The organism is Halobaculum magnesiiphilum, from assembly GCF_019823105.1.
In the GTDB taxonomy this organism is placed as follows: domain Archaea; phylum Halobacteriota; class Halobacteria; order Halobacteriales; family Haloferacaceae; genus Halobaculum; species Halobaculum magnesiiphilum.
In genome coordinates this window covers 860,880-879,521 of sequence record NZ_CP081958.1, presented here as the reverse complement: position 1 = coordinate 879,521, position 18,642 = coordinate 860,880, and the positions used below count along the sequence as shown (strand labels likewise).

The following is an 18,642-nucleotide window of genomic DNA, read 5'->3' as shown; positions in this document are numbered from 1 at the left end:
AGTCAGGTCCCGTCGTAGCCGACGCGGGGGTCGATCAGGGTGTAGAGGATGTCCTGTGCGATGTTGATCGTGAGCATGAGCACGATGAACACGAACATGAGCGACCCGACCAGCGGGAGGTCGCCCTGGATCGCGGCGTCGAAGAACAGCTTCCCCATCCCGTTGATCCCGAACACGGACTCGACGAGAACACTGCCGCCGATGAGGAGGAACGCCTCCGTGGTGATCACGGGAACCAGCGGGACGAGCGCGTTCCGGAACACGTGCTTCCAGACGATCGCACGCCCGGAGACGCCGCGGGCGCGCGCGAAGTCGACGTACTGTTCGTTCTTCGTTTCGAGGACCGCGGTCCGGCCGATACGCATCTCGTTGCCCATCGACGCCGAGCCCAACACGAGCGCGGCCGGGAGGATCTTCTTGATCGCCGCGAGCGTCTCCCCCGGCTGTGTGAACAGCGCGAGGGGGTCGCCGGCCATGTACGACAGGCCGGGATTTCCGGTCACGCCGGAGGGAAGGTCGACCAGGAAGGTGTCCCAATCGAAGCCGAACAGCGGCTCCGAGCCGACCAGCAGCGCGAGGAGGATCACCGCGAGCCAGAAGTTCGGCATCGCACGCCAGACGATCCCGGAGACGGAGGCGATGTAGTCGGCGACCGTGTTCGACCGGATCCCGGCGTAAAAGCCCAGGGGAACGCCGATCAGGATGGCGATGAGCACCGACCAGAAGCCGAGCCAGACGGTGCGCGGGAGGAAATCCAGCACCAGCGCGCCGACGTTCGACCCGGTGTATACGAGCCAGGTCTGTCCGAGATCGAGGGTGAACAGGTTCCACATCCAGTCGACGTAGTGCTGTAAAGGCGGTTGATCGAGGCCCAGTTCCGTCCGGGCCGCCTCGTATTTCGCCTCCGTGAGGCGCTCGTTTCCGCTCAGGAGGTTGGCAGCCGGATCCACGGGGCCCTGGTAGATGATGAACCAGGTCATGCTGGTTCCCAACCACAGGACGGGAACGGACATGAGAACGCGTTTGACGATGTATTTCAGCCGGTTCATGTGTAGCGGGAGTCTCTGGTGTCGTTGGTTGGTTCGATCGGATTACAAAAACACTGTTGAAACGTGAGGCGGCCGCCCCTCGGTCGGGTCAGTTCCCGTCCTGGTCCTCGAGCGTGAGCGTGTTGAACGTCTGATTCACCATCGTCCCGGCCATGCGGACGTTCACCCGGTCCTGCCAGAGCCGCTGGGTGATCGAGTGCACGAGCGGGAGCTCCTGGACGGCCGCCCAGTTGACCTCCTCCTGGAAGTAGTACACTTCGTCGCGGGCGCGAACCGCCTCGTCGCTGGGCCCGCGGTTTTCGAGGTACGTGTCCCACTGGCGGTCGGAGCGAGGCATGAGCGGGTCGAACGGCGCCTGGGTCGACTCGGCCCCGCCGTGGCTGTACCCCGCCGCATCGAGCGCCGACTCCAGCTCGTTGGGGGTGACGTTCTCGATGGCGACGCGGACCTGGTTGCCGTCGGTGTTCACCTTGACGTGGTCCTCGGGGAAGTCGCCGTCGAGTTGCTCGTACACGTTCGCGCCGACCGTCTCGGCGCCGTCGCCGTCGAAGTCGACCTCCGAGCAGACGACCTGGTACGTCCACCGGGTGAACATTCCGCTGGGATTGTCGTACGGCGGGATGAATCGGAGGAAATTGTCCGACTCGGGCCACTCCATGCCGTCGCCCAGCGAGAACATGTCCATCGACCCGTCGAGCGCCTGGCCGATGATCGTCCCGAAGTCGGCCTTCACGATGTTGATGTCGATGTAGGCGGCGGTCGCCTTGTCGCGCAGTGTCTGAGCGATCGAGTCCCAGGAGCCGTCGCCGGAGAACACCGTGAACTCGACTTCCGCACGCTCGTTCTCGCCGTAGCCGGCCTCCTCCATGACGCGCTGGGCCTCGCCGATCCGCGCCTCGCCGACCCCGTAGGGATAGCCGTCGGCGTAGCGGTCGAGCTGGTTGCGGTGCCCGTCCTGGTAGTGCTTGTTGTAGTTCTCGCCGGGGTTCTCGCCCTCGCGGGCCATGAACGCGCCCGGCGGCGTGAGGTGGTACGCCGAGGGCTGCAGGCCCTTGTACACGTCCTGAGAGATCCGCTCCTGGTTGATCAGGTACGCGATGGCCTGCCGGACCGGCTTGGGCGTGCGAGCGCAGTTGAACACGAGGTAGTCCGTGTCGAGCGCGGGCGCCTCGCCGTAGTTGACGGTCTCGCCGTTGTCGAGCTCGTACGTGCCCGTCCGGTAGGTGCCGCGGTCGCGGTCGATGCTCCGGCGCTCGGAGTTGAACGCCGCCGTCGGCATCCCGTTGAGCAGCACGTCGAGGTTCCCGTTCTTGAACCGGGAGAAGCGCGTCTGCTGGTTGCCGATGACGGTGTAGACGATCTCGTCGATGTACGGCCCCTCGCCGTAGTAGTCCTCGAACGCCGACAGGGTGATCGCGTCGCCCTTGCTCCAGGAGTCGATCTGGAACGGCCCGACGCCAGCGAAGTACGGGCCGTCGCCCTGGGTCGAGAAGTACTCGTTATACTCGTACTCCCCCTCCCACATGAGGCCGTCCACGCCCTCGTGGTCCTCGTAGTCCTTCGGGTACGCGACCGACCCCTCGGGGATCGGCGCGAACGTCCCGCTGGCGATCTGCGACATCGTTCCCGTGAACGCGGTCGCCATCGTGAACTCGAAGGTGTAGTCGTCGACCGCCTCGACGGCCAGCGTGCCGGGGATGTACGCCGAGACGCCGTCCATGTCGCTTTGCTTCTCGTGGTCGATGGCGAACGTGTCGCCGACGATGTCGTCGGCGTTGCGGGTCTCCTCGGCGCCCGCGAGCCGCTCCCACGAGTAGACGAAGTCCTGCGCCGTCAGCTCGTCGCCGTTGTGGAAGCGCACGCCCTCCCGGAGCTGGAAGGTGTACGTGCGGCCGTCCTCGGAGACCTCGTAGTCGGTCGCGAGCCCGGCGACCGGCGGCAGGTCCCCGTTCTCGAACGTCATGAGCGTCCCGTTGTACTGGTTGTATCCCGCCCCCGACCCCTTCGCGTTTATCGGGTCGAGCGTCTGGACGGGGCCGTTGGAGGCCAACTGGAGCGTCCCGCCGGTGTACTGCCGTTCGGGTTCCGGCGTCGCGGTCGCCGTCGACGTCGATTCCGGCGTGTCGGTTTCGGCCTCGGTCGACTGTTCGTCCGGCTGGTTCCCGGAGCAGCCCGCGAGCGCCGCCGCCACGCCCGAGCCTGCCGCCGTGAGAAAGCGCCGCCGAGTGGTGTCCTCGGACATCAGGTACATGCGTCCGTTCAGACAGCAAATAACTTGCCATCTGCAGTCCTATGTGTATATATACGCCTCCGGATCGCTCTCTAGTTCACACATCTGCATTTCCACGTATCGTCCATGATATATCGCCGGCCGGCAGTCGGACGCGGTCGATCCCCCGTCAACGGTCTGCCGACCGCACACGTTCGACCGGGACCGGGACCGTTTTGAGACGGCTGGCCGAGGCCACCGTATGGTCACACCGCTCGACAGGTCCGGGTCCCCGGCGGGCTCGTTGATGGCCGCGCTCGACCGGCCACGCACCGACGATCGGACGCGCGTCGCCGTCATCGCCGACCCGCACCTCTCGACGGAGGAGTCGGGCACCTCGAAGCTGTTCGATCGCACCGAGGCGCACGTCGCCGCCGCCGTCGCCGACATCGCCGAGCGCGACGTGGACGCGACGCTGTGCGTCGGCGACATCACGAAGGACGGCGAGCCGTGGAACTTCGACCGGTTCGACGAGATCGCCGCGGACCTCGAGGCGCCCTTCTACTCGATCCCGGGCAACCACGACGTGCCCAAGGAGGGGTACGACCACGAGAACCTCCCGATGGCCGACTTCGCCGAGCGGTACACTCCCGACGGCCAGGGCTTTCCGTTTCACGCCGCCGTCGGCGGGATCGACGTGATCGGCGTCAACACCGCAGGAACCGAGGAATGGCTCTACGACTCGCACGCCGGGACCGTCCCCGAGGAGCAGCTCGACGAGCTGGACGCCCTGCTCGCGGACGCGGAGACGCCGCTCGTGCTCGCGCACCACAACCTCCCGGCGATGTCCGAGCAGGTCCACGAGCACCGGGAGCTGGCCGAGCCCGACATGTTCGTCCCCCCGGAGATGGACGACCCCGAGCCGTTCGTCCAGACGCTCGAACGCCACGACGTGCCGCTGTTGCTCACCGGGCACCTCCACATGCCGTCGGCGGCGACGCAGGGGTCGATCCGCGAGCTGATGATGCCGACGACGTGCTCGTTCCCGCAGGGGTACTGCCTCCTCGACATCGGCCCCGAGGGCACCGAGGTGCGGTTCGTCCCCGTCGCCGACTTCGACGGGATGGTCGTCGGCCACCGCGAGCGGTCGTCCGACTCCGTCACCGCGCGCGGGCTGACGGGGATGGCGGCCGCGCGGCTCGCACAGTTCCCGCTGGTCGAGGAGTGAGATGACCGGCCGCGACGCCGCGGGCGGCGACACGGGCGACGGCGGAGGCGGTGGTGATGGCGACGGCGGCGCGACCGCGGACGCCGAGCCCGATGGAACGCTGGTCGGCGACCCGCCAGCACCCGAGGTCGTCACCGTCGGCGCCGCGACCGTCGACCGCACCTACCGCGTCACCAACATCCCCGAACCCGACGGCGGCGCCTACGCCGACACGGTCGCCGAGGCGTTCGGCGGCGTCGGCGCCAACGTCGCGCTCGCGAGCGCGCGCCTCGGTCGCTCGACCGGACTGATCGCCCGGCTCGGTGACGACGACGTCGGCGCCCGGGTCGCCGCCGACCTCGACGCGAGCCCGATCGACGACGCCCGCGTCCGGCGGAAGTCGGGAACGAGCACGCATTGCGTAATACTCCGTGACGGCGACGGGAAACGGAGCATCGTGACCGCCGGCGACTCGGCGAAGCGCCTTCGGCTCTCGGAGGCGGATCGCGCCGCGCTCGCGGGCGCCGACGCCGCCTTCCTCACGGCCTATAACCCCGACCAGGTCCACCGCGACGCGATCGAGGTCGCCCGGCGACCCGAGGCGCCGCCGTTCGTCTTCGACCTCTCGGGACCGCTCGCGGAGTTGGCCGGGCGCGGCGCGCGCGAGGAGACGATCGACCGGTGGGTCGAGGCGGCCGACCTGTTCGTCGTCGGCGAGGTCGCCGCCGAATCGTATCTGGGGTGCACGGGGCGGGAGGCGGCAGCGGAGCTGCGTTCGCGGGGTGCCGGTCGCGTCGCCGTCACCGCCGGGCCGGACGGTGCCGTCCTCGGCGACGGGGAGGGGCTCCACGAGCTCCCGGCGTTCGAGGTGCCGGTCGTCGACGAGACGGGCGCCGGCGACGCGTACGCGGCGGCGCTGATCGTTCGCTGGGTGCTCGGCGGGGACGACGTTCACGAGGCGGGGCGATTCGCGGCGGCGGCCGCCGCGCTGAACGTTACCGGGGACGGGGCACGCGGCGGGCTGGCGACTCGCGCGGAGGTCGAGTCGTTCCTCGCCGAGCGAGGCGAGCGTGGCGGTCGCGGCGGTCGCGGTGATCGCGGCGATCGATAGCTCCGATCGGTAGCTCCCTCGGGTGGTTTTCTACGAACGGGCGGCCTCGACGAGTTCCCGCACGCGGGCCTCCGAGACGGGCTTGCCCACGTCGCCGTCCTCCTTGAGCGCGGTGCCGACGATGACGCCGTCGGCGAGCTCGAGCGTCTCCGCGACGGTGTCGGCGGCGACGCCGCTGCCGACGAGGATCGGCGTGTCGAGGTCGGTCGCGTCCCGCCGCTCGACGGCGTGTTCCAGATCCGAGCGGTCGGTCTCGTGGCCGGTGCCGGTGCCGCTGACGACGACGGCGTCCGCGAGCCCGCGCTCGACGCCGTCGGCGACGGACTCGGCCGTGAACCCCGCCGCGGCGATCGGCGCGGAGTGTTTCACGTCGTGATCGGCCAACACCGCCACGTCAGCGTCGAGACGCTCACGAAGGCGCATCGTCTCGTGAGCCGTCCCGTCGATGACACCCTGATCCGTTACGCGCGCGCCCGTGTGAACGTTCACCCGGACGAAGTCACCGCCGGCGGCCGCGGCGACCGACAGCGCCGCCTCGGCGTCGTTGCGGAGGACGTTCACCCCGACGGGCACGTCCGCGGTCTCGACGACCGCCCGCGTCGCCCGCGTCATGCTCGCGACGACGTGCTTGGGAACGTCGTCCGGGTAGAACGGCGCGTCGCCGAAGTTCTCGACCATGATCGCGTCGACGCCGCCGGCCGCGAGCCGACGCGCGTCGCGCTCGGCGGCCTCGACGATCGCCTCGCGGTCGCCGTCGTACTTCGGCGCCCCGGGGAGCGCCGGGAGGTGGACCATCCCGATCACTGGCCGTCGGCCGTCCGCGAACAGCGAGTCGAACATGACGCGAGTTACCACCGGTTCCGGCCTTAGTCTGACGATCGGCGGGACGCGGGGTCGCTCACCACGGAACGAACTTGCCCCGCGAGCGACGGATGAATCATATATCGCGATATAAAATCCCCGCGACGGCGATCGCCTCACACGGAACTCCGTCGGAACCTCCGATCGGCTCAGGAGACGAACGAATCCAGCGTCTCCTGGCGGATCTCGAAGCGTGCGCCCCCGGAGTCGGCGTCGGCGATGTCGATCTGCCAGCCGTGGGCGTCCGCGATCCCCGAGACGATCCCGAGCCCGAGCCCGGTCCCGCCGGTCGGCGAGTAGCCGAACTCCAGGACGCGGTCCCGTTCGTCCTCGGGGATCCCGCTCCCGTCGTCGCTCACCACGAACCCGCGGGTGTCGTCGAGCGCGTCGACCGTCACGGTCACCGACGAGCCATCGCGATCGTCGCGGGGCGTCGGGGTCGAGTCGGCGCCGCCACCACACGAGTCTCCGCCGTCGACGCGCTCTGCGGCGGGTTCGGCCGGGGAACGTGTCGCCGACGAGCCGTGTTCGACGCTGTTTCTGAAGAGGTTCTCCAGCATCGTTCGCACCCGTGCGGGGTCGCCGAGCAGCATCGGGTCGGCCCGGACCTGTAGCGTCGCCTCCGGCGCGGCGACCGTCGCCCACGCGTCCCGCGCCGCCTCGGCGATCGACACCGGTATCGGGTCGGTAACCGGGTCGTTCAGTCCCCGAAGCGACTCCAGCGAGTCGACGAGATCCCCCAGCCTGTCGACGCCGACGTCCAGCGCCGACAGGTGGTCCCGCGATTCGTCGGCGTCATCGGGGAGCGATTCCTCGGCGAGGTGGGCCCGGCCGCGGATGACCTGAATGGCGTTTCGCGCGTCGTGAGCGACCGCGCTCGAGAGGGCCTCGAGTCGGTCGCGTTCCGTGCGGAGCAGTCGTTCGCGGTCGACCCGGTCGGTCACGTCCCGCGCGACCCGGCCGACGACCGGGCGGCCGTCGGCGTCGGGGTCCGGGAAGTGGACGATATCGAGCACCGTCGCCTCGCCGTTCACCTCCGCCTCGATGCGGTGTTCGCGTCGCTCGTCGGCGGCGAGCGCGTCGTCGCTGTGTTCGCGCAGCGTTCGCGCCGTCTCGGCCGGAAACAGGTCGTGGTCGCTCGACCCGAGGATCCGTTCGCGGGGAGCCCCCACGAGGTCGACGCAGGCGTCGTTGACCAGCCGGTACCGACCGTCCTCGAGCACCGCCATCGCCTGATCCGTCCCCTCGACGAGGAGCCGGTGTCGCCCGTCGTTCGCCTGTACCCCCGCGGGGTCGTCGGGCGTGTGTCCTTCGAGGACCTCGCGGACGCGACGAGCCAGCGTCCGGTACGGGTCGGGCCGATCGGACCGGACGTACTCGGAAACGCCCGCCGTGACCGCGTCGCTCGCGACCCGCTCGCTCCCCGCGTCGGCGAACAGGACGAACGGAAGCTTGCTGTGTCCGTCGCGAACTCGGGCGAGCAGACCGATGCCGTCCCCGTCCGGAAGGTCGAACGCGCTGGCGACGCAGTCGAGCCCCCGAGCGCCGGCCACGGCGTCGACGGCCTCGTCCGCGGACCCGACGGTCGTCACCGTTACGTCAGGCAGTTCCCGACGCAGTTCGGCCGCGACCCGGTCGCGGCGTCCCGCGTCCGGGTCGACGTACAGAACGTGCGGGGAACGAGCTGTCATCGAGCCGTAGATATTAGCCGTCCTAAATAACGTTGACCATCGTGTCCGACTCACACGTCGGAGCCTCCTCGGAGTGTCACAGGTCGACTCGACGGGCGATCGCCGCACGTGTTCCGTTTCGGGCGTGCGCTCGCCCGCCTCGCTCGCCCTCACTCGGGGGCCAGCGCGGTGTCGATGTCGCTGGCGAGCGCGATCTCGAGCGATCGCGTCGCCCGCGTCGCCTCCGCCTCGTTCTCCATCAGGACGGTCTCGCTGGGGAACAGGTCCTCGCCGAGCACGAGCCCGTGGTCTCTGGCGGTTCCGCCGGTGACGGTGAGGTACACGCCGAGGCCGGCGTCGGCGATGGCCGCCTCCTCCTCCTGGCCGGGCTCGGGGTAGACGAACTCGACGCCGGCGAGGGCGTCGGTGCCGAGGACCGCCTCGACGAGGCGCTCGTACCGCGGGGAGATACACAGCGGTCCCTCGTAGTCGACGACGAACGAGCGGTCGAGATCGACGCCGGCCGGGAGCGTCTCGGGCGTCGCCATCAGCGTGTGATAGACGGTGTCTCCGAGCCCGGTCGCGACGCGAACGTCGGTGTCGCGCGGGTCGATCCGGGCGTTCACGTCCGAGAGATCGGAGACGCCCTCCGGCTCCAGGCCGACGACCTCCTCCAACACGAGGTCGGCGGAGTCGAACCCCAGCGCGAACTCGTGGGTGCGCAGCGCGCGGAACGGTTCCTCGCGACCGACGAGCCGGACCTCGTGTCCGTCGACCGCGATAACCGCCGAGTCGAACACGACGCGGCGGGGGTTCCCCTCCCGGTCGTCACGGATCAGCGTGTACTCGGGACCGGACCCTTCCGGATCGCTGTAGGCGGCGAGCCGCTCGTACACGCCGCGTTCGTCGCGGTCGCGGCCCTTGGTGATCGCCTTCTCGTACCGGAGCGTCGAGGACACGTCGTCTGCCAGCGCCGCCGCGTCGTCGCCGCCGACGGCCGCGAACCGTTCGAGGGCGGCCTCCAGCGGCCGCCCCTTTCGGGGGACGGCGACGGAGACGGGTCTGCTCATTGGCGGAACGTGGGGGCCCCGGTGCAAAAGCGGCGCGTTTCCGGCGGACCTACTCCGCGTCGTCGCCGTCGCCGTCGGCCTCGTTGCCGTCGGCGCCCTCGCCTCCCTGGCCGGCGCCGCCGGCCGCGCCGCCCGGGCCGAAGACCGACGAGAGCCGCGTCCGGAACTCCTCGAACTCCTCGAGGTCGTCGTGAACCTCCTCCAGCTCCGTGCGCATCTCCGAGAGCTCGTCGTCGACGAGCGCCGACACCGACTCCACCTCCTCGCCGATCGAGGAGACCTCCTCGCGAACCTCCGCGACGGCCTCGTCCTCGTCGGCGACCTCCTCCGCGAGGTCGTCCAGGTCGGCGCGCACCTCGTCGATCGACGCCTCCAGCGAGTCGGTGCTGTCGGCGATCTCCTCGCCAAGGTCGTCCACGTCGGTCCGGAGGTCGTCGACGTCGCCGCGGAGGTCGCCCACGTCGCCACGGAGGTCGTCGACCTCCTCGTCGACGGCGGCGGCCCGCTCGCTCGCGTCGCGTGCGTCCTCGGTGGCCGTCTCGACCTCCTCGCGGAGCGATGCGCGCTCGTCGGCCGCGTCGGCGACCTCCTCGCGCGTCTCGGCGATCTCGGCGGTCAGGTCGTCCAGGTCGGCCTGCAGGCCGTCCATCCACTCGCTGGCGAGGCCGTTCTCGTCGATGAACTCCTCCAGCGCGTTCGAGTACGCCGCCATGTCCTCGACTTTCGACTGGAGCCGGGAGATGCGCGCGTCGACGCTCGTGGAGTGATCGAGTTCGAGCTCCTCCTTGAGCACCTCCCGGTCCTCCTCGGAGACGGTCCCTGCGCGAAGCTCCTCGGCGAGCGCGGCCGCGACCCCGCCGGCGGCGACGCCCCCGGCTGCGGCAGCGCCCGCGTCTCCGCCGGTCTCGGTGTCGGCGTCGGCGGCCTCGTCCTCGGGTTCGGGCGCTCCGAGGTCGTCGCTCACGGCGTCCGCGTCGTCGGCGTCGCCGTCCAGATCGAGCACTGCATCGGGCTCGTCGTCGGCCGGCTCCGGTTCGTCGTCGGCTGCGTCCGCCGCCTCCGCGTCGGCGACCTCGGCCCCGACTTCGTCCACATCCGACTCTTCGTCGGTCCCCTCGTCGTCCGAGAGGTCGTCGAGGAAGTCGTCGGCGGACTCCTCGTCCGTCCGCTCGTCCGTCGGGGCGATGTCGTCGTCGCTCGCGTCCTCCGCGAGCGGGTCATCGGTCCCCTCAGCGAGCGGGTCATCGGTCCCCTCAGCGAGCGGGTCATCCGCCCCCTCAGCGAGGGGATCGGTCGCCTCCTCGGCGCCCAGGTCCGCCTCCGCGCCGGCGAGGTCGAGCCCGTCGGACGCGTCGTCGACATCTGTCTCATCGGCGGCGGCGTCGGCGCCGTCGCCCCCTGCGAGCACGTCGCGAACCGCCTGCGAGGAGTCGTCGCCGATCACGTCGGCGACGTCGCCGACGGGGTCGTCGTCCTCGGACACCTCCGTGACCGCCGGCTCGCCGAGGAAGCGGGCGCCGTCGTCGGGGTCGTCGGTGCGGATACCGTAGACGGTCGTCACCTCCTCGCCGGGGTCGAGCCGGCGTCGGTACTCGACCCGGTGGTCCTGATACGCCGTCCAGTGCTCCGATTCGTACTCCGGATGGAAGCCGATCCGATCCATCGGGAAGTCCTCGGGGATCTCGTCGACGATGCGGAACTCCGTGGCGTCCTCGCGGTCCGAGCGGAGGGTGAACTCGATCGCGGGGACGGGGAACTCGTCGGCGGTGAAACGCTTCTCGACGGTGACGCCGTCCTCCTCGACGGTGACGGCGTCCGTGACATCGGGCCCCTGGCTCATGGATACATCGAGCCGAGTACAGTATAAAAAGTCACCGGGCCGATTATCGCATCGACAGGCCGCGAGGCCGACGCATAGCGGACCGGATGGTCGCCGGATCGGTCACCGGATCCGTCGCCGCGACGGCCGTCGACTACTCGGTCACGACGGTGACCGGCTTCTCCGCGTCGAGGATGATGCGCTGGGTGTCGTCGCCGAACAGCGCCTTGCCGGTCGGCGAGCGCTTTCGTCCGGCGATGAAGACGTGGTCGCAGCCGCGCTTGCGCGCCTCCGAGAGGACGGTCTCGGCGCGGTCGCCGACCGTTCCCACCGCCTCGTAGTCGATGTCCACGTCCTCCAGCACCTCGCGACCGATGTCGGCGGCGTACGCCCGCGCGCCCTCGACCGCCTGCCCGACGCTGTAGGTGGAGTCGCCGCGGGTGACCTCCGCGAGCTGCTTGCGCTGTTCGTCGTATTCGTCCTCGTCGGCGACGTGCAACAGCGTGAGGTCGGCGTCGACGCCGGCGGCGAGCTCGCCCGCCTCGCGGGTCAGCGTCTTTGCGGTCTCGGTCGGCCCGACGACTGCGAGCGCGTGGTCCATACCGATGGACTGTCGCGAGGGGATAAAAAATCCTGAGGGTTCGGGGGAGTTCGTCCCTCCTCAGAGATCGATCCGGTCGCCGACCTCCACGATGTCGAGGCGCTCGGGGTACTCGAAGCCACGAACGTGCTCGTGGAGCGCGGTCGGGTCGGCAGTCAGCCCCTTCCACATATCCCAGTGGCTCGGGAGCATGCGGTCGGCCCGCAGCGCCTCCGCGACCTCGACGGCCTGGTTCTCGTCGCAGTACCAGCGCGTGCGCTGGGGCTCGCGGGTCCGCTTGTCCGGGACGCGGCCGACGGATCCGAACGCGACGACCGCCAGATCGATGTCGTACTCGGCGCCGAGGTCGGCGAAGCCGTCGTGGGGTTTGGTGTCGCCCCCGTGGAAGACGGTCACGTCGCCGTACCGGACCACGTAGCCGACCGGGTGGGTCGCGTCGGCGTCGCTGACCCGGACCACGTCGACCTCGAAGCCGCCGACGGAGAACGAGTCGCCCTCCTCGATCTCGACCAGTTGGTCGTCGTCGACGTCCCAGTTGTCGGTCCAGCGCTCCTCGTCAGTGACGGCGAGGGAGTCGTCGGCGGCGTAGAAGTCGGCCCCTGAGTTCGCGAGGATCGGCGCCTGCGAGGGCCCGTGCGTGTGGTCGGTGTGCTCGTGGGTCGCCAACACCGCGTCGGCGTCGTACACGTCGTGGGGGTCGAACGGGACCGGGATCATCCGGACCGTGCGCGGCGGGTCGCCGAGGCCGACGTACGGGTCGATCCAGAGGCTCGTCTCGTCTGCACCCTTCAGGACGAAGCCGTTGCAGCCGAGGTACCAGACGGCGACGCCGTCGGGTTCGGCGGCCTCGATCGTTCGCGGGAGCCAGTCGCCCCAGTCGGACGTGATCTGCGGGTCGCTCGCGTCGCTCATGGCCGTCGCTTCCGAGCATGAGCGGTAAGGTCTGTCGCCTCGGACCCGCCCGAGGGGCGGGTGGAACTCCCCCGCCGGCCCGGTTGGGACCGGGTAACCGGCGGAAGCGGCCGGATAACTATCACCCGTGGTACCATGCCCCGAAAGCATATGGCACAGAATACCGACATGGGGGACATGGAAACGAGCGTTCATCGGACGCTGGAGTTCGCGGCGATGCGCGACAACATCGCGGAGTGCGTCGACCTCGTCGACGCACAGACGTTCGGGATCCGGGCGAACTGACCGGCGGACGGTCGGATCGCCCCGTCGACCTCCCCGTCACGACGGGTGCGGTCTCAGTTTTTCCAGCCTCGATAGAGGTCGTGGCCGACCATCCCGATACCGGGTAGGCCGACCAGCCAGTTGATCAGTCCGCCGACGAACGGGATCGCGGTGAGCAGCGCGAGAACGAGCGCGCCCACCAGGACGGTCGTACCGCCGGCTCCGCCGTCGGTGACGACGTCGCCGACGACCACAACCATCACCGCCGACCCGACGATCCCGACCCCCGCGAGGATCAGGATCCCGGGGATGGTGATCACGAGTCCGATGATCGTGAACGCGAGGATCACCAGCACGATCGGGACCCCGATACCGACGATGAGGCCCCAGACGATCGTCTCGCCCGGGTCCGAGGAGAACTGGTCGAGCTTGTCGTCCGCGTACCCCGGGCTCAACGCGACCAACGCGCCGCCGAGGAGGAGGTTGATCACGAACCCGACTGCGAACTGGACGCCGATCCGGGTCGTCAGATCGAGGGACGCGCGGGGATCGCTGTACTGGGCGGCGGCGACGCCGACGAACGCGAGCGCCGCCAGCGCGCCGACGGCTCTGCCTGCCGTGCGTGTGGAGGGCATCGTCGGCGAAGGCACCGCCCGCGATGAATAGCTTGTGATCCGCCGCCTCCGCCGATCCGACGGGGCGCGGTGAAGGACGACAACGGGTGGCTGCGTTCGACTACCAGGTGCCGTGGAAGGTGTCGAACTCCAGGTCCTCGAGCGGCTTGTTCCCGACGGCGATCTCGTACTCGCCGGGGGTGAGCATCGGCTTGTGGAACCGCGGCCCGTCGTCGGTGGTGATCCGCGGGCAGCCCGTGTTGACGAACGCGTCGAAGTCGAAGTTGCGGAGGCGGTCGGGCGTCACCTCGTCCATCGTGATGAGGTGGGCGTTGTCGTTGTTCTCGACGATCTCCTCGGCCTGGTCCCAGCGCCCCTGTCCGATCTTCGTACAGAAGATGACGCCGAAGGTGTCGGCGTCCATCGCGCGGTGGACCGCGCCGTAGCGCTGCTTGAGGAACTTCTCGGTGTCGGCGACCGTCACGACGTTGTTGACGGGGTCGCCGATGACGACCGTCTTGTCGGGGTGTTCCATCGCCAGGCCGAGGGGGTGGAACTTGCCGCCGCCGACGTACAGCACCTGCTCGGCGTCGATGTCGGCGCTGGCGTAGTTGCAGCCGAGCACCTGCCCCTCGTGGGTGAGGCGGTCGTCGCCGCGGCGGGTGTGGACCTCGTAGCCGCGCTCCTCCAGCCAGTCCACCATGTCGCCGAAGAGGTTCATGTGCTGGGCGGTGGTGACCAGGCCCACGTCGGGGTCGTCCTCCGGATCCTCCAGTTTCGCCAGCGACTCCTCCATGATGGGGAAGGGGTCGACGTTGGAGAAGAGGGGGACGTAGATGATCTTGTCCGACTCCTTCATCGGCGAGTGGCCGAAGTGGACGAACACGTCACACCGGCGCATCAGGTAGGTGTCGAGGTCGCAGGCGCCGTAGCAGGGCTGCCCCGAGATGAGGTACGTCACGTCCTCGGTCAGCTCCCGGAGGTCGTCGGCGACCGCGGGCGCGCGGCGCTTCAGCCCCTCGGGGAACTGGAGGCCGACCTTGTCGGCGTCGCGCTCCTCGACCGCCTCGACGATGCGGTCGAGTTCGTAGTCCCACTCGCGGTCGTGTTTGAGCGACATCCCCGTCTTGGTGAGGTCGCCCTCGCTCCGCTGGCTCATTGCACCCCGATAACTACCGGAGCCGGTTAAGCGGCGCGCTCCGGGAAGCCGCGCGAGAACGGCTGTCACGCCGCCGATATGCCCTTACCGCTCCGCGCCGCAGTCGTCGACATGACCGGCCACCGGTTCCACTCGGTCGACGGCGGGACGCCGTCCTCCCGTGGAAAAACGTTCCACGTTGTGGACGTGTTCACCCGCGGCGACGAGCGATTCACCGGCAACCAGCTCGCCGTGTTCCACGACGCCGCCGACGTCGACGCCGACGAGGCGCTCGCGCTCACCCGCGAGACGAACTTCTCGGAGTGTACGTTCGTCGGCGGGCCGACCGACGCCGGCCGCGACGTGCGGATCTTCGATCCGGCCGAGGAGATCCCCTTCGCCGGCCATCCGACGCTCGGCACCGCGGCAGTGTTGCGGGAACTGGTCGGCGACGGCTCGACCGACCGCCTCACCCTCGATCTCGGCGTCGGTCCGATCGACGTGTGGGTCGAGGGCGGCGAGGACGGGGAGGGCGATAACGGGGGCGGCGACCACGGCGACCACGGCGCCGACCCCGCCGGCGACGACGCCCGCGAGGAGTACTGGATGTGCCAGATCCCGCCGGAGTTCGGCGAACCGGTTCCCGGCGAGGTCGCCGCCGACGTGCTCGGGCTCGAACCCGCCGATATCGACGATGAGTACCCCGTACAGGCCATCTCGACTGGACTTCCGACGCTCGTGGTCCCGCTCGCCTCGCTCGATGCGGTCGAGCACGCGAGCACGACCGAACCGGCCTACGGCGAGTTCATCGACGAGTACGGCGGGCACAACGTCCTCGCGTTCGCCCGCGGCGGCGTCGACGGCGGCGACCTCCACGCCCGCGTGTTCGCCGACTGGGCCGGCGTTCCGGAGGACCCGGCGACCGGATCGGCCGCGGGCTGTCTCGCCGGGTGGCTTCTCGAACGGGGGTACCTCGGCGACGGACCGGTCGCCGCGACGGTCGAGCAGGGGTACGAGCTGGGCCGTCCCTCGCGGCTGCACCTGCGCGCCGAGCGCGACGCGGACGGCGACCCCCGTGTCGAGGTCGGGGGATCGGTCGTCCCGATCGCGGAGGGGCAGCTGCTGTAGGCTCACACGCCCGGCACCAGCGCCGTCACCCCGAGCGTCTCCAGCACCATCCAGATCAGGAAGACGACGTACAGCCCGAGCAGCGACACCGCCTCGGACCGGTCGAGTTCGAGGTCGGTCCGCGTGACGACGAGGAAGCCGAGCGTCGCGACGGTGAGAAAGCCCACCATCGGGACCGCGGTGCCGAAGTCGACCGTGACGGAGCCCCCTGGAACCAGCATGACGCCCGCGGGGACGGCGACGAGCAGGTCGAAGGTGTTGCTCCCGAGGACGTTCGCGAGGCTCGTCGGCCCCCGACCGGCCTCCGCGGCCCGCACCGACACGACCGTGTCCGGCAGGCTCGTCCCCGCAGCGACGACGGTCAGCCCCCAGATAGTCGACGGCACGCCGAGGGCGGTCTCCAGCGAGAGCGCCGCCTGCACGAGCGCCTCGACGCCGACGAGGATGGCGACGAGCGACCCCGCCAGCAGGAGCCACTGGCGGACGGGGTTCACGTCGTTCACCTCCGGCGCCTCGAAGTCGGACACGTCCTGCGACTGGATGAAGAGGTACACCGCGTACAGCCCGAGCGGGATCAACGCCAGCGGCCGCGTGAGCGTCGACGTGAGCCCGTTCGTCGATGGTTGCGGGGCGTATATCACGCCCAGCGAGAACGTGAGCAGCAGCACGGCGATCGCGAGCATGTAGAACTGCGTCTCCTTGTACACCACGTCGCGGTCGGCCCGCAGTCCCCGCCCGCGGAGGGCGCTCCAGCCGGGGATAACGAGGATGTTGAACACGGCCGATCCGACGATCGCGCCGACGCCGAGGTCGAAGTTCCCGTGCAGCAACACCGCGAGGACGACGCTCATCAGCTCCGGGAACGACGAGCCGATGGCGGCGATGACGGCGCCCTGTACGACGGCGGGGAGCCCGTAATGGACGCCGAGCCGTTCGCTCGCGGATTCGAGCCGGCCGCCGGCGATCCAGACGACGGCGGTGCCGACGACCGCGAGCGCGATCGCGGGGAAAAGCGAGACCATACCCGCGAGCGGGCGCGCCGGAAGGAAAACCGAACCGGTACGCGACGATTACGCGATGTCGCGGGAGGTGTCGATGGCGACCTGCTCCTCCAGCTTCAGCTTCACCGTCTCGTCGAGCGCGCGGCCGCCGCGGAACTTCGGGACGGCGAGCTTGTTGACGACGTCCGAGCCGCGCACCTGGGTGTCGAGGTCCCACACCACGTCGGCGACGTGTTCGGTCATCGCGCGGTTCTTCGGCTCGTCGTCGCGCTTCATCGCGTGGAGGAAGGCGACGCTCTCGGTGTTGACCATCGCCGTCTGCAGCTCCGTGAGGAAGCGCCGGTATCGCGAGCGGTCGGCCCGCTCCAGCGGGTCGGCCACGTCGACGATGAGGTTCGCGTTCTCCGGGAGCGCGCTGACGAGCCGGTTGGCCGCGTCCAGCGGCGCGTCGCCGCCGATGTCGCGGACGGTCGGCGTTCCCACCCGGGATTTCGTCCGATCGAGCGCGTCCGACACCGCCTGATCCGAGCGCAGCGTCGTGAGGTACAGCGTCCCGCGCGCGGCCGTGAGCTCGTACAACAGCAGCTCAGACTGGCTCGCCGGGTCCGCCGAGAACAGCACGATGCTCCCGGCCGGGATCCCGCCGTCGAACCGACGGTCGAGCACGTCGATCCCGGTCGGGAGGCGATCCGCCATGCGATCCGGTGACGGTCCGACGCGACATAACCGTTTCTCACGCCCGTGTCGGAACGGGATCGTCCGGATCCGCCGGTGTCAGTGCGTCCGCGGCCCGCTCGTACGCCCCGGCGACCCGCTCGTCCCCGAGCACGGGATCGGACCCGTTCGTGTTTTCGTTCCGGGCGGTCGGGGACGACGCGCTCGGCACCCGCGCGAGGACCGGGCAGCCGAGGAGGTCGGCCACGCCCGGCGGAACGACGGTCGAGCGGGTCACGACGGCGCCGACGACCGGCGTCCCCAGTCGTCGGGCCACCGCGGCGATCTTCGCGGCGTCGCGCAGCGCGGGCGCGCACGCCTCCGTCACGAGTATCGCTCGCTCGGCGACCCGAAGGGGCGCGACCGCGTCCGCGGCGGCGCCCGCGGAGCAGTCGACGATCGCCTGCGTCGCCTCGGGTGTCGCCGCGGAGATCCGCCGCAACGACTTCCGAACGTCCCGCTCGCGTGGGGCCGTCGGCGCCGGGAGGACCCGAACGTTCGCTCCCTCGGCGTCGGGGACCGCGGCCGCCAGGGGCGATCGAGCGGCGTCGCCGTCGAGGTACGCGATCCTGCGTTCAACCCCGGCGATCGCGCCCAGATCCGGCAGGTCCCAGTCGGCGTCGACGACGACCGTCTCCGTTCCGTCGGCTCCGAACGCCCGAGCCAGGCCGAGCGCCGTCGTCGTCTTCCCCGTTCCGCCCTTGCCGCCGGTGACCGCGAGCATGGGGCGGCTGGGTCGCTATCGGGTTTCAATACTCGCGTTCGTGGGGCAGAGCAGGGTAGGCCGCCACACGGTGAGAAAGTAGTCGTGGCAGGAGTCGCCGCCTCAGTCGTGACAGCAGCCGCCGGCCTTGCCGCCGAAGTCGACCGCCAGCGGGTCGGAGATCGCCCGGTTCAGCGCTTCGAGCCGGTCCTCCAGTTCGTCCTGCGCCTCGACGTACTCCCGCATCACCGGCAGCGAGTGGAGCTCCTGTTGTGCGGCCTGCACCTTCTCCATCGTCTCCTGGTCGGCCTGCCCCGCCTGCTTGGCCATCGCGAACTCCTGGCGGAGCTGTTCGAACTCGGAGATACGCGCCTGCGCCTCCTCGTCGTTCTGGACGGCCGCCTTCGCCTCCTCGAAGCGGCGGTACGCGGGCGAGTCCGCGATGGCGTCGCCCAACTCCGTCGCGAGGGCTTCGACCGAGTCGTCGGCCGCGGCCGCCTCGGGCGCGTCGGTCTCGATGCTCATAGCCCGCCTTGGTATCGCCCGCTGTTAAGCCCCGCGGCTGGGGACG

General features: G+C 69.9%; 18 protein-coding genes. 4 read left to right on the top strand and 14 right to left on the bottom strand.

Features of this window, described 5'->3' with window-relative positions; genetic code table 11:
• Positions 1-2 precede the first annotated feature (2 nt).
• Both K6T50_RS04460 and K6T50_RS04455 read right to left on the bottom strand, forming a co-directional pair.
• Positions 3-1,049: an ABC transporter permease gene (locus K6T50_RS04460; RefSeq protein ID WP_222608199.1), complete on the bottom strand. Its 1,047-nt coding sequence runs from the start codon at positions 1,047-1,049 to the stop codon at positions 3-5.
• A gap of 88 nt (positions 1,050-1,137) precedes the next feature.
• Complete coding sequence (locus tag K6T50_RS04455) at positions 1,138-3,291, bottom strand: ABC transporter substrate-binding protein (RefSeq protein WP_222608198.1); 2,154 nt, start codon at positions 3,289-3,291, stop codon at positions 1,138-1,140.
• Positions 3,292-3,520: 229 nt separating this feature from the next.
• On the opposite strand from K6T50_RS04455, the gene K6T50_RS04450 reads away from it, so the two are divergent.
• Together K6T50_RS04450 and K6T50_RS04445 are read left to right on the top strand one after the other, a co-directional pair.
• Entirely contained in the window at positions 3,521-4,486 is a 966-nt protein-coding gene (locus K6T50_RS04450; protein WP_222608197.1) for a metallophosphoesterase family protein, read from the top strand.
• Position 4,487: 1 nt separating this feature from the next.
• Positions 4,488-5,576, top strand: a complete 1,089-nt coding sequence (locus tag K6T50_RS04445; protein WP_222608196.1) for a carbohydrate kinase family protein — start codon at positions 4,488-4,490, stop codon at positions 5,574-5,576.
• Positions 5,577-5,606: 30 nt separating this feature from the next.
• Here K6T50_RS04445 and K6T50_RS04440 read toward each other — a convergent pair whose 3' ends face one another.
• The 6 genes from K6T50_RS04440 to K6T50_RS04415 all read right to left on the bottom strand — a co-directional run bounded on the left by K6T50_RS04440 (position 5,607) and on the right by K6T50_RS04415 (position 12,509).
• Positions 5,607-6,416 (bottom strand): BtpA/SgcQ family protein, encoded by an 810-nt coding sequence (locus K6T50_RS04440; protein WP_222608195.1) that lies wholly within the window; start codon positions 6,414-6,416, stop codon positions 5,607-5,609.
• A gap of 170 nt (positions 6,417-6,586) precedes the next feature.
• Positions 6,587-8,128 carry an ATP-binding protein gene (locus tag K6T50_RS04435; RefSeq protein ID WP_222608194.1) on the bottom strand — a complete coding sequence of 514 codons (1,542 nt, stop codon included), beginning with the start codon at positions 8,126-8,128 and terminating at the stop codon, positions 6,587-6,589.
• Positions 8,129-8,277: 149 nt separating this feature from the next.
• Entirely contained in the window at positions 8,278-9,177 is a 900-nt protein-coding gene (locus K6T50_RS04430) for a phosphoribosyltransferase HisG-related protein (protein WP_222608193.1), read from the bottom strand.
• Positions 9,178-9,226: 49 nt separating this feature from the next.
• Entirely contained in the window at positions 9,227-11,017 is a 1,791-nt protein-coding gene (locus K6T50_RS04425; protein WP_222608192.1) for a hypothetical protein, read from the bottom strand.
• Positions 11,018-11,150: 133 nt separating this feature from the next.
• Positions 11,151-11,597: a universal stress protein gene (locus K6T50_RS04420; RefSeq protein WP_222608191.1), complete on the bottom strand. Its 447-nt coding sequence runs from the start codon at positions 11,595-11,597 to the stop codon at positions 11,151-11,153.
• Positions 11,598-11,657: 60 nt separating this feature from the next.
• A complete protein-coding gene (locus K6T50_RS04415) occupies positions 11,658-12,509 on the bottom strand; it encodes an MBL fold metallo-hydrolase (RefSeq protein WP_222608190.1) in 852 nt (283 codons plus the stop codon).
• A 150-nt stretch (positions 12,510-12,659) separates the two neighbouring features.
• Between K6T50_RS04415 and K6T50_RS19120 the strand changes: the two genes are divergently transcribed.
• Entirely contained in the window at positions 12,660-12,794 is a 135-nt protein-coding gene (locus K6T50_RS19120; protein WP_275673110.1) for a hypothetical protein, read from the top strand.
• A 53-nt stretch (positions 12,795-12,847) separates the two neighbouring features.
• Here K6T50_RS19120 and K6T50_RS04410 read toward each other — a convergent pair whose 3' ends face one another.
• Together K6T50_RS04410 and dph2 are read right to left on the bottom strand one after the other, a co-directional pair.
• Positions 12,848-13,408, bottom strand: coding sequence for a DUF8173 domain-containing protein (locus tag K6T50_RS04410; RefSeq protein ID WP_222608189.1), 561 nt, complete (start codon positions 13,406-13,408; stop codon positions 12,848-12,850).
• A gap of 100 nt (positions 13,409-13,508) precedes the next feature.
• Entirely contained in the window at positions 13,509-14,546 is a 1,038-nt protein-coding gene (gene dph2, locus K6T50_RS04405; protein ID WP_222608188.1) for a diphthamide biosynthesis enzyme Dph2, read from the bottom strand.
• Positions 14,547-14,657: 111 nt separating this feature from the next.
• On the opposite strand from dph2, the gene K6T50_RS04400 reads away from it, so the two are divergent.
• The gene (locus tag K6T50_RS04400; RefSeq protein WP_222608825.1) at positions 14,658-15,653 is read left to right on the top strand and encodes a PhzF family phenazine biosynthesis protein; all 996 of its coding nucleotides are present in this window, start codon (positions 14,658-14,660) and stop codon (positions 15,651-15,653) included.
• Between the two features lie 2 nt (positions 15,654-15,655).
• Here the strand turns inward: K6T50_RS04400 and K6T50_RS04395 are convergent, their stop codons facing one another.
• From K6T50_RS04395 to K6T50_RS04380, 4 genes are all read right to left on the bottom strand, one after another.
• Positions 15,656-16,675, bottom strand: a complete 1,020-nt coding sequence (locus K6T50_RS04395; protein ID WP_222608187.1) for a sodium:calcium antiporter — start codon at positions 16,673-16,675, stop codon at positions 15,656-15,658.
• A 48-nt stretch (positions 16,676-16,723) separates the two neighbouring features.
• On the bottom strand, positions 16,724-17,350 hold the full coding sequence (locus tag K6T50_RS04390) for an RAD55 family ATPase (RefSeq protein WP_222608186.1): 627 nt from the start codon (positions 17,348-17,350) through the stop codon (positions 16,724-16,726).
• A 37-nt stretch (positions 17,351-17,387) separates the two neighbouring features.
• A complete protein-coding gene (locus K6T50_RS04385; RefSeq protein WP_222608185.1) occupies positions 17,388-18,092 on the bottom strand; it encodes a MinD/ParA family ATP-binding protein in 705 nt (234 codons plus the stop codon).
• Between the two features lie 102 nt (positions 18,093-18,194).
• Positions 18,195-18,596 (bottom strand): YlbF/YmcA family competence regulator, encoded by a 402-nt coding sequence (locus K6T50_RS04380; RefSeq protein WP_222608184.1) that lies wholly within the window; start codon positions 18,594-18,596, stop codon positions 18,195-18,197.
• Positions 18,597-18,642: the final 46 nt, after the last annotated feature.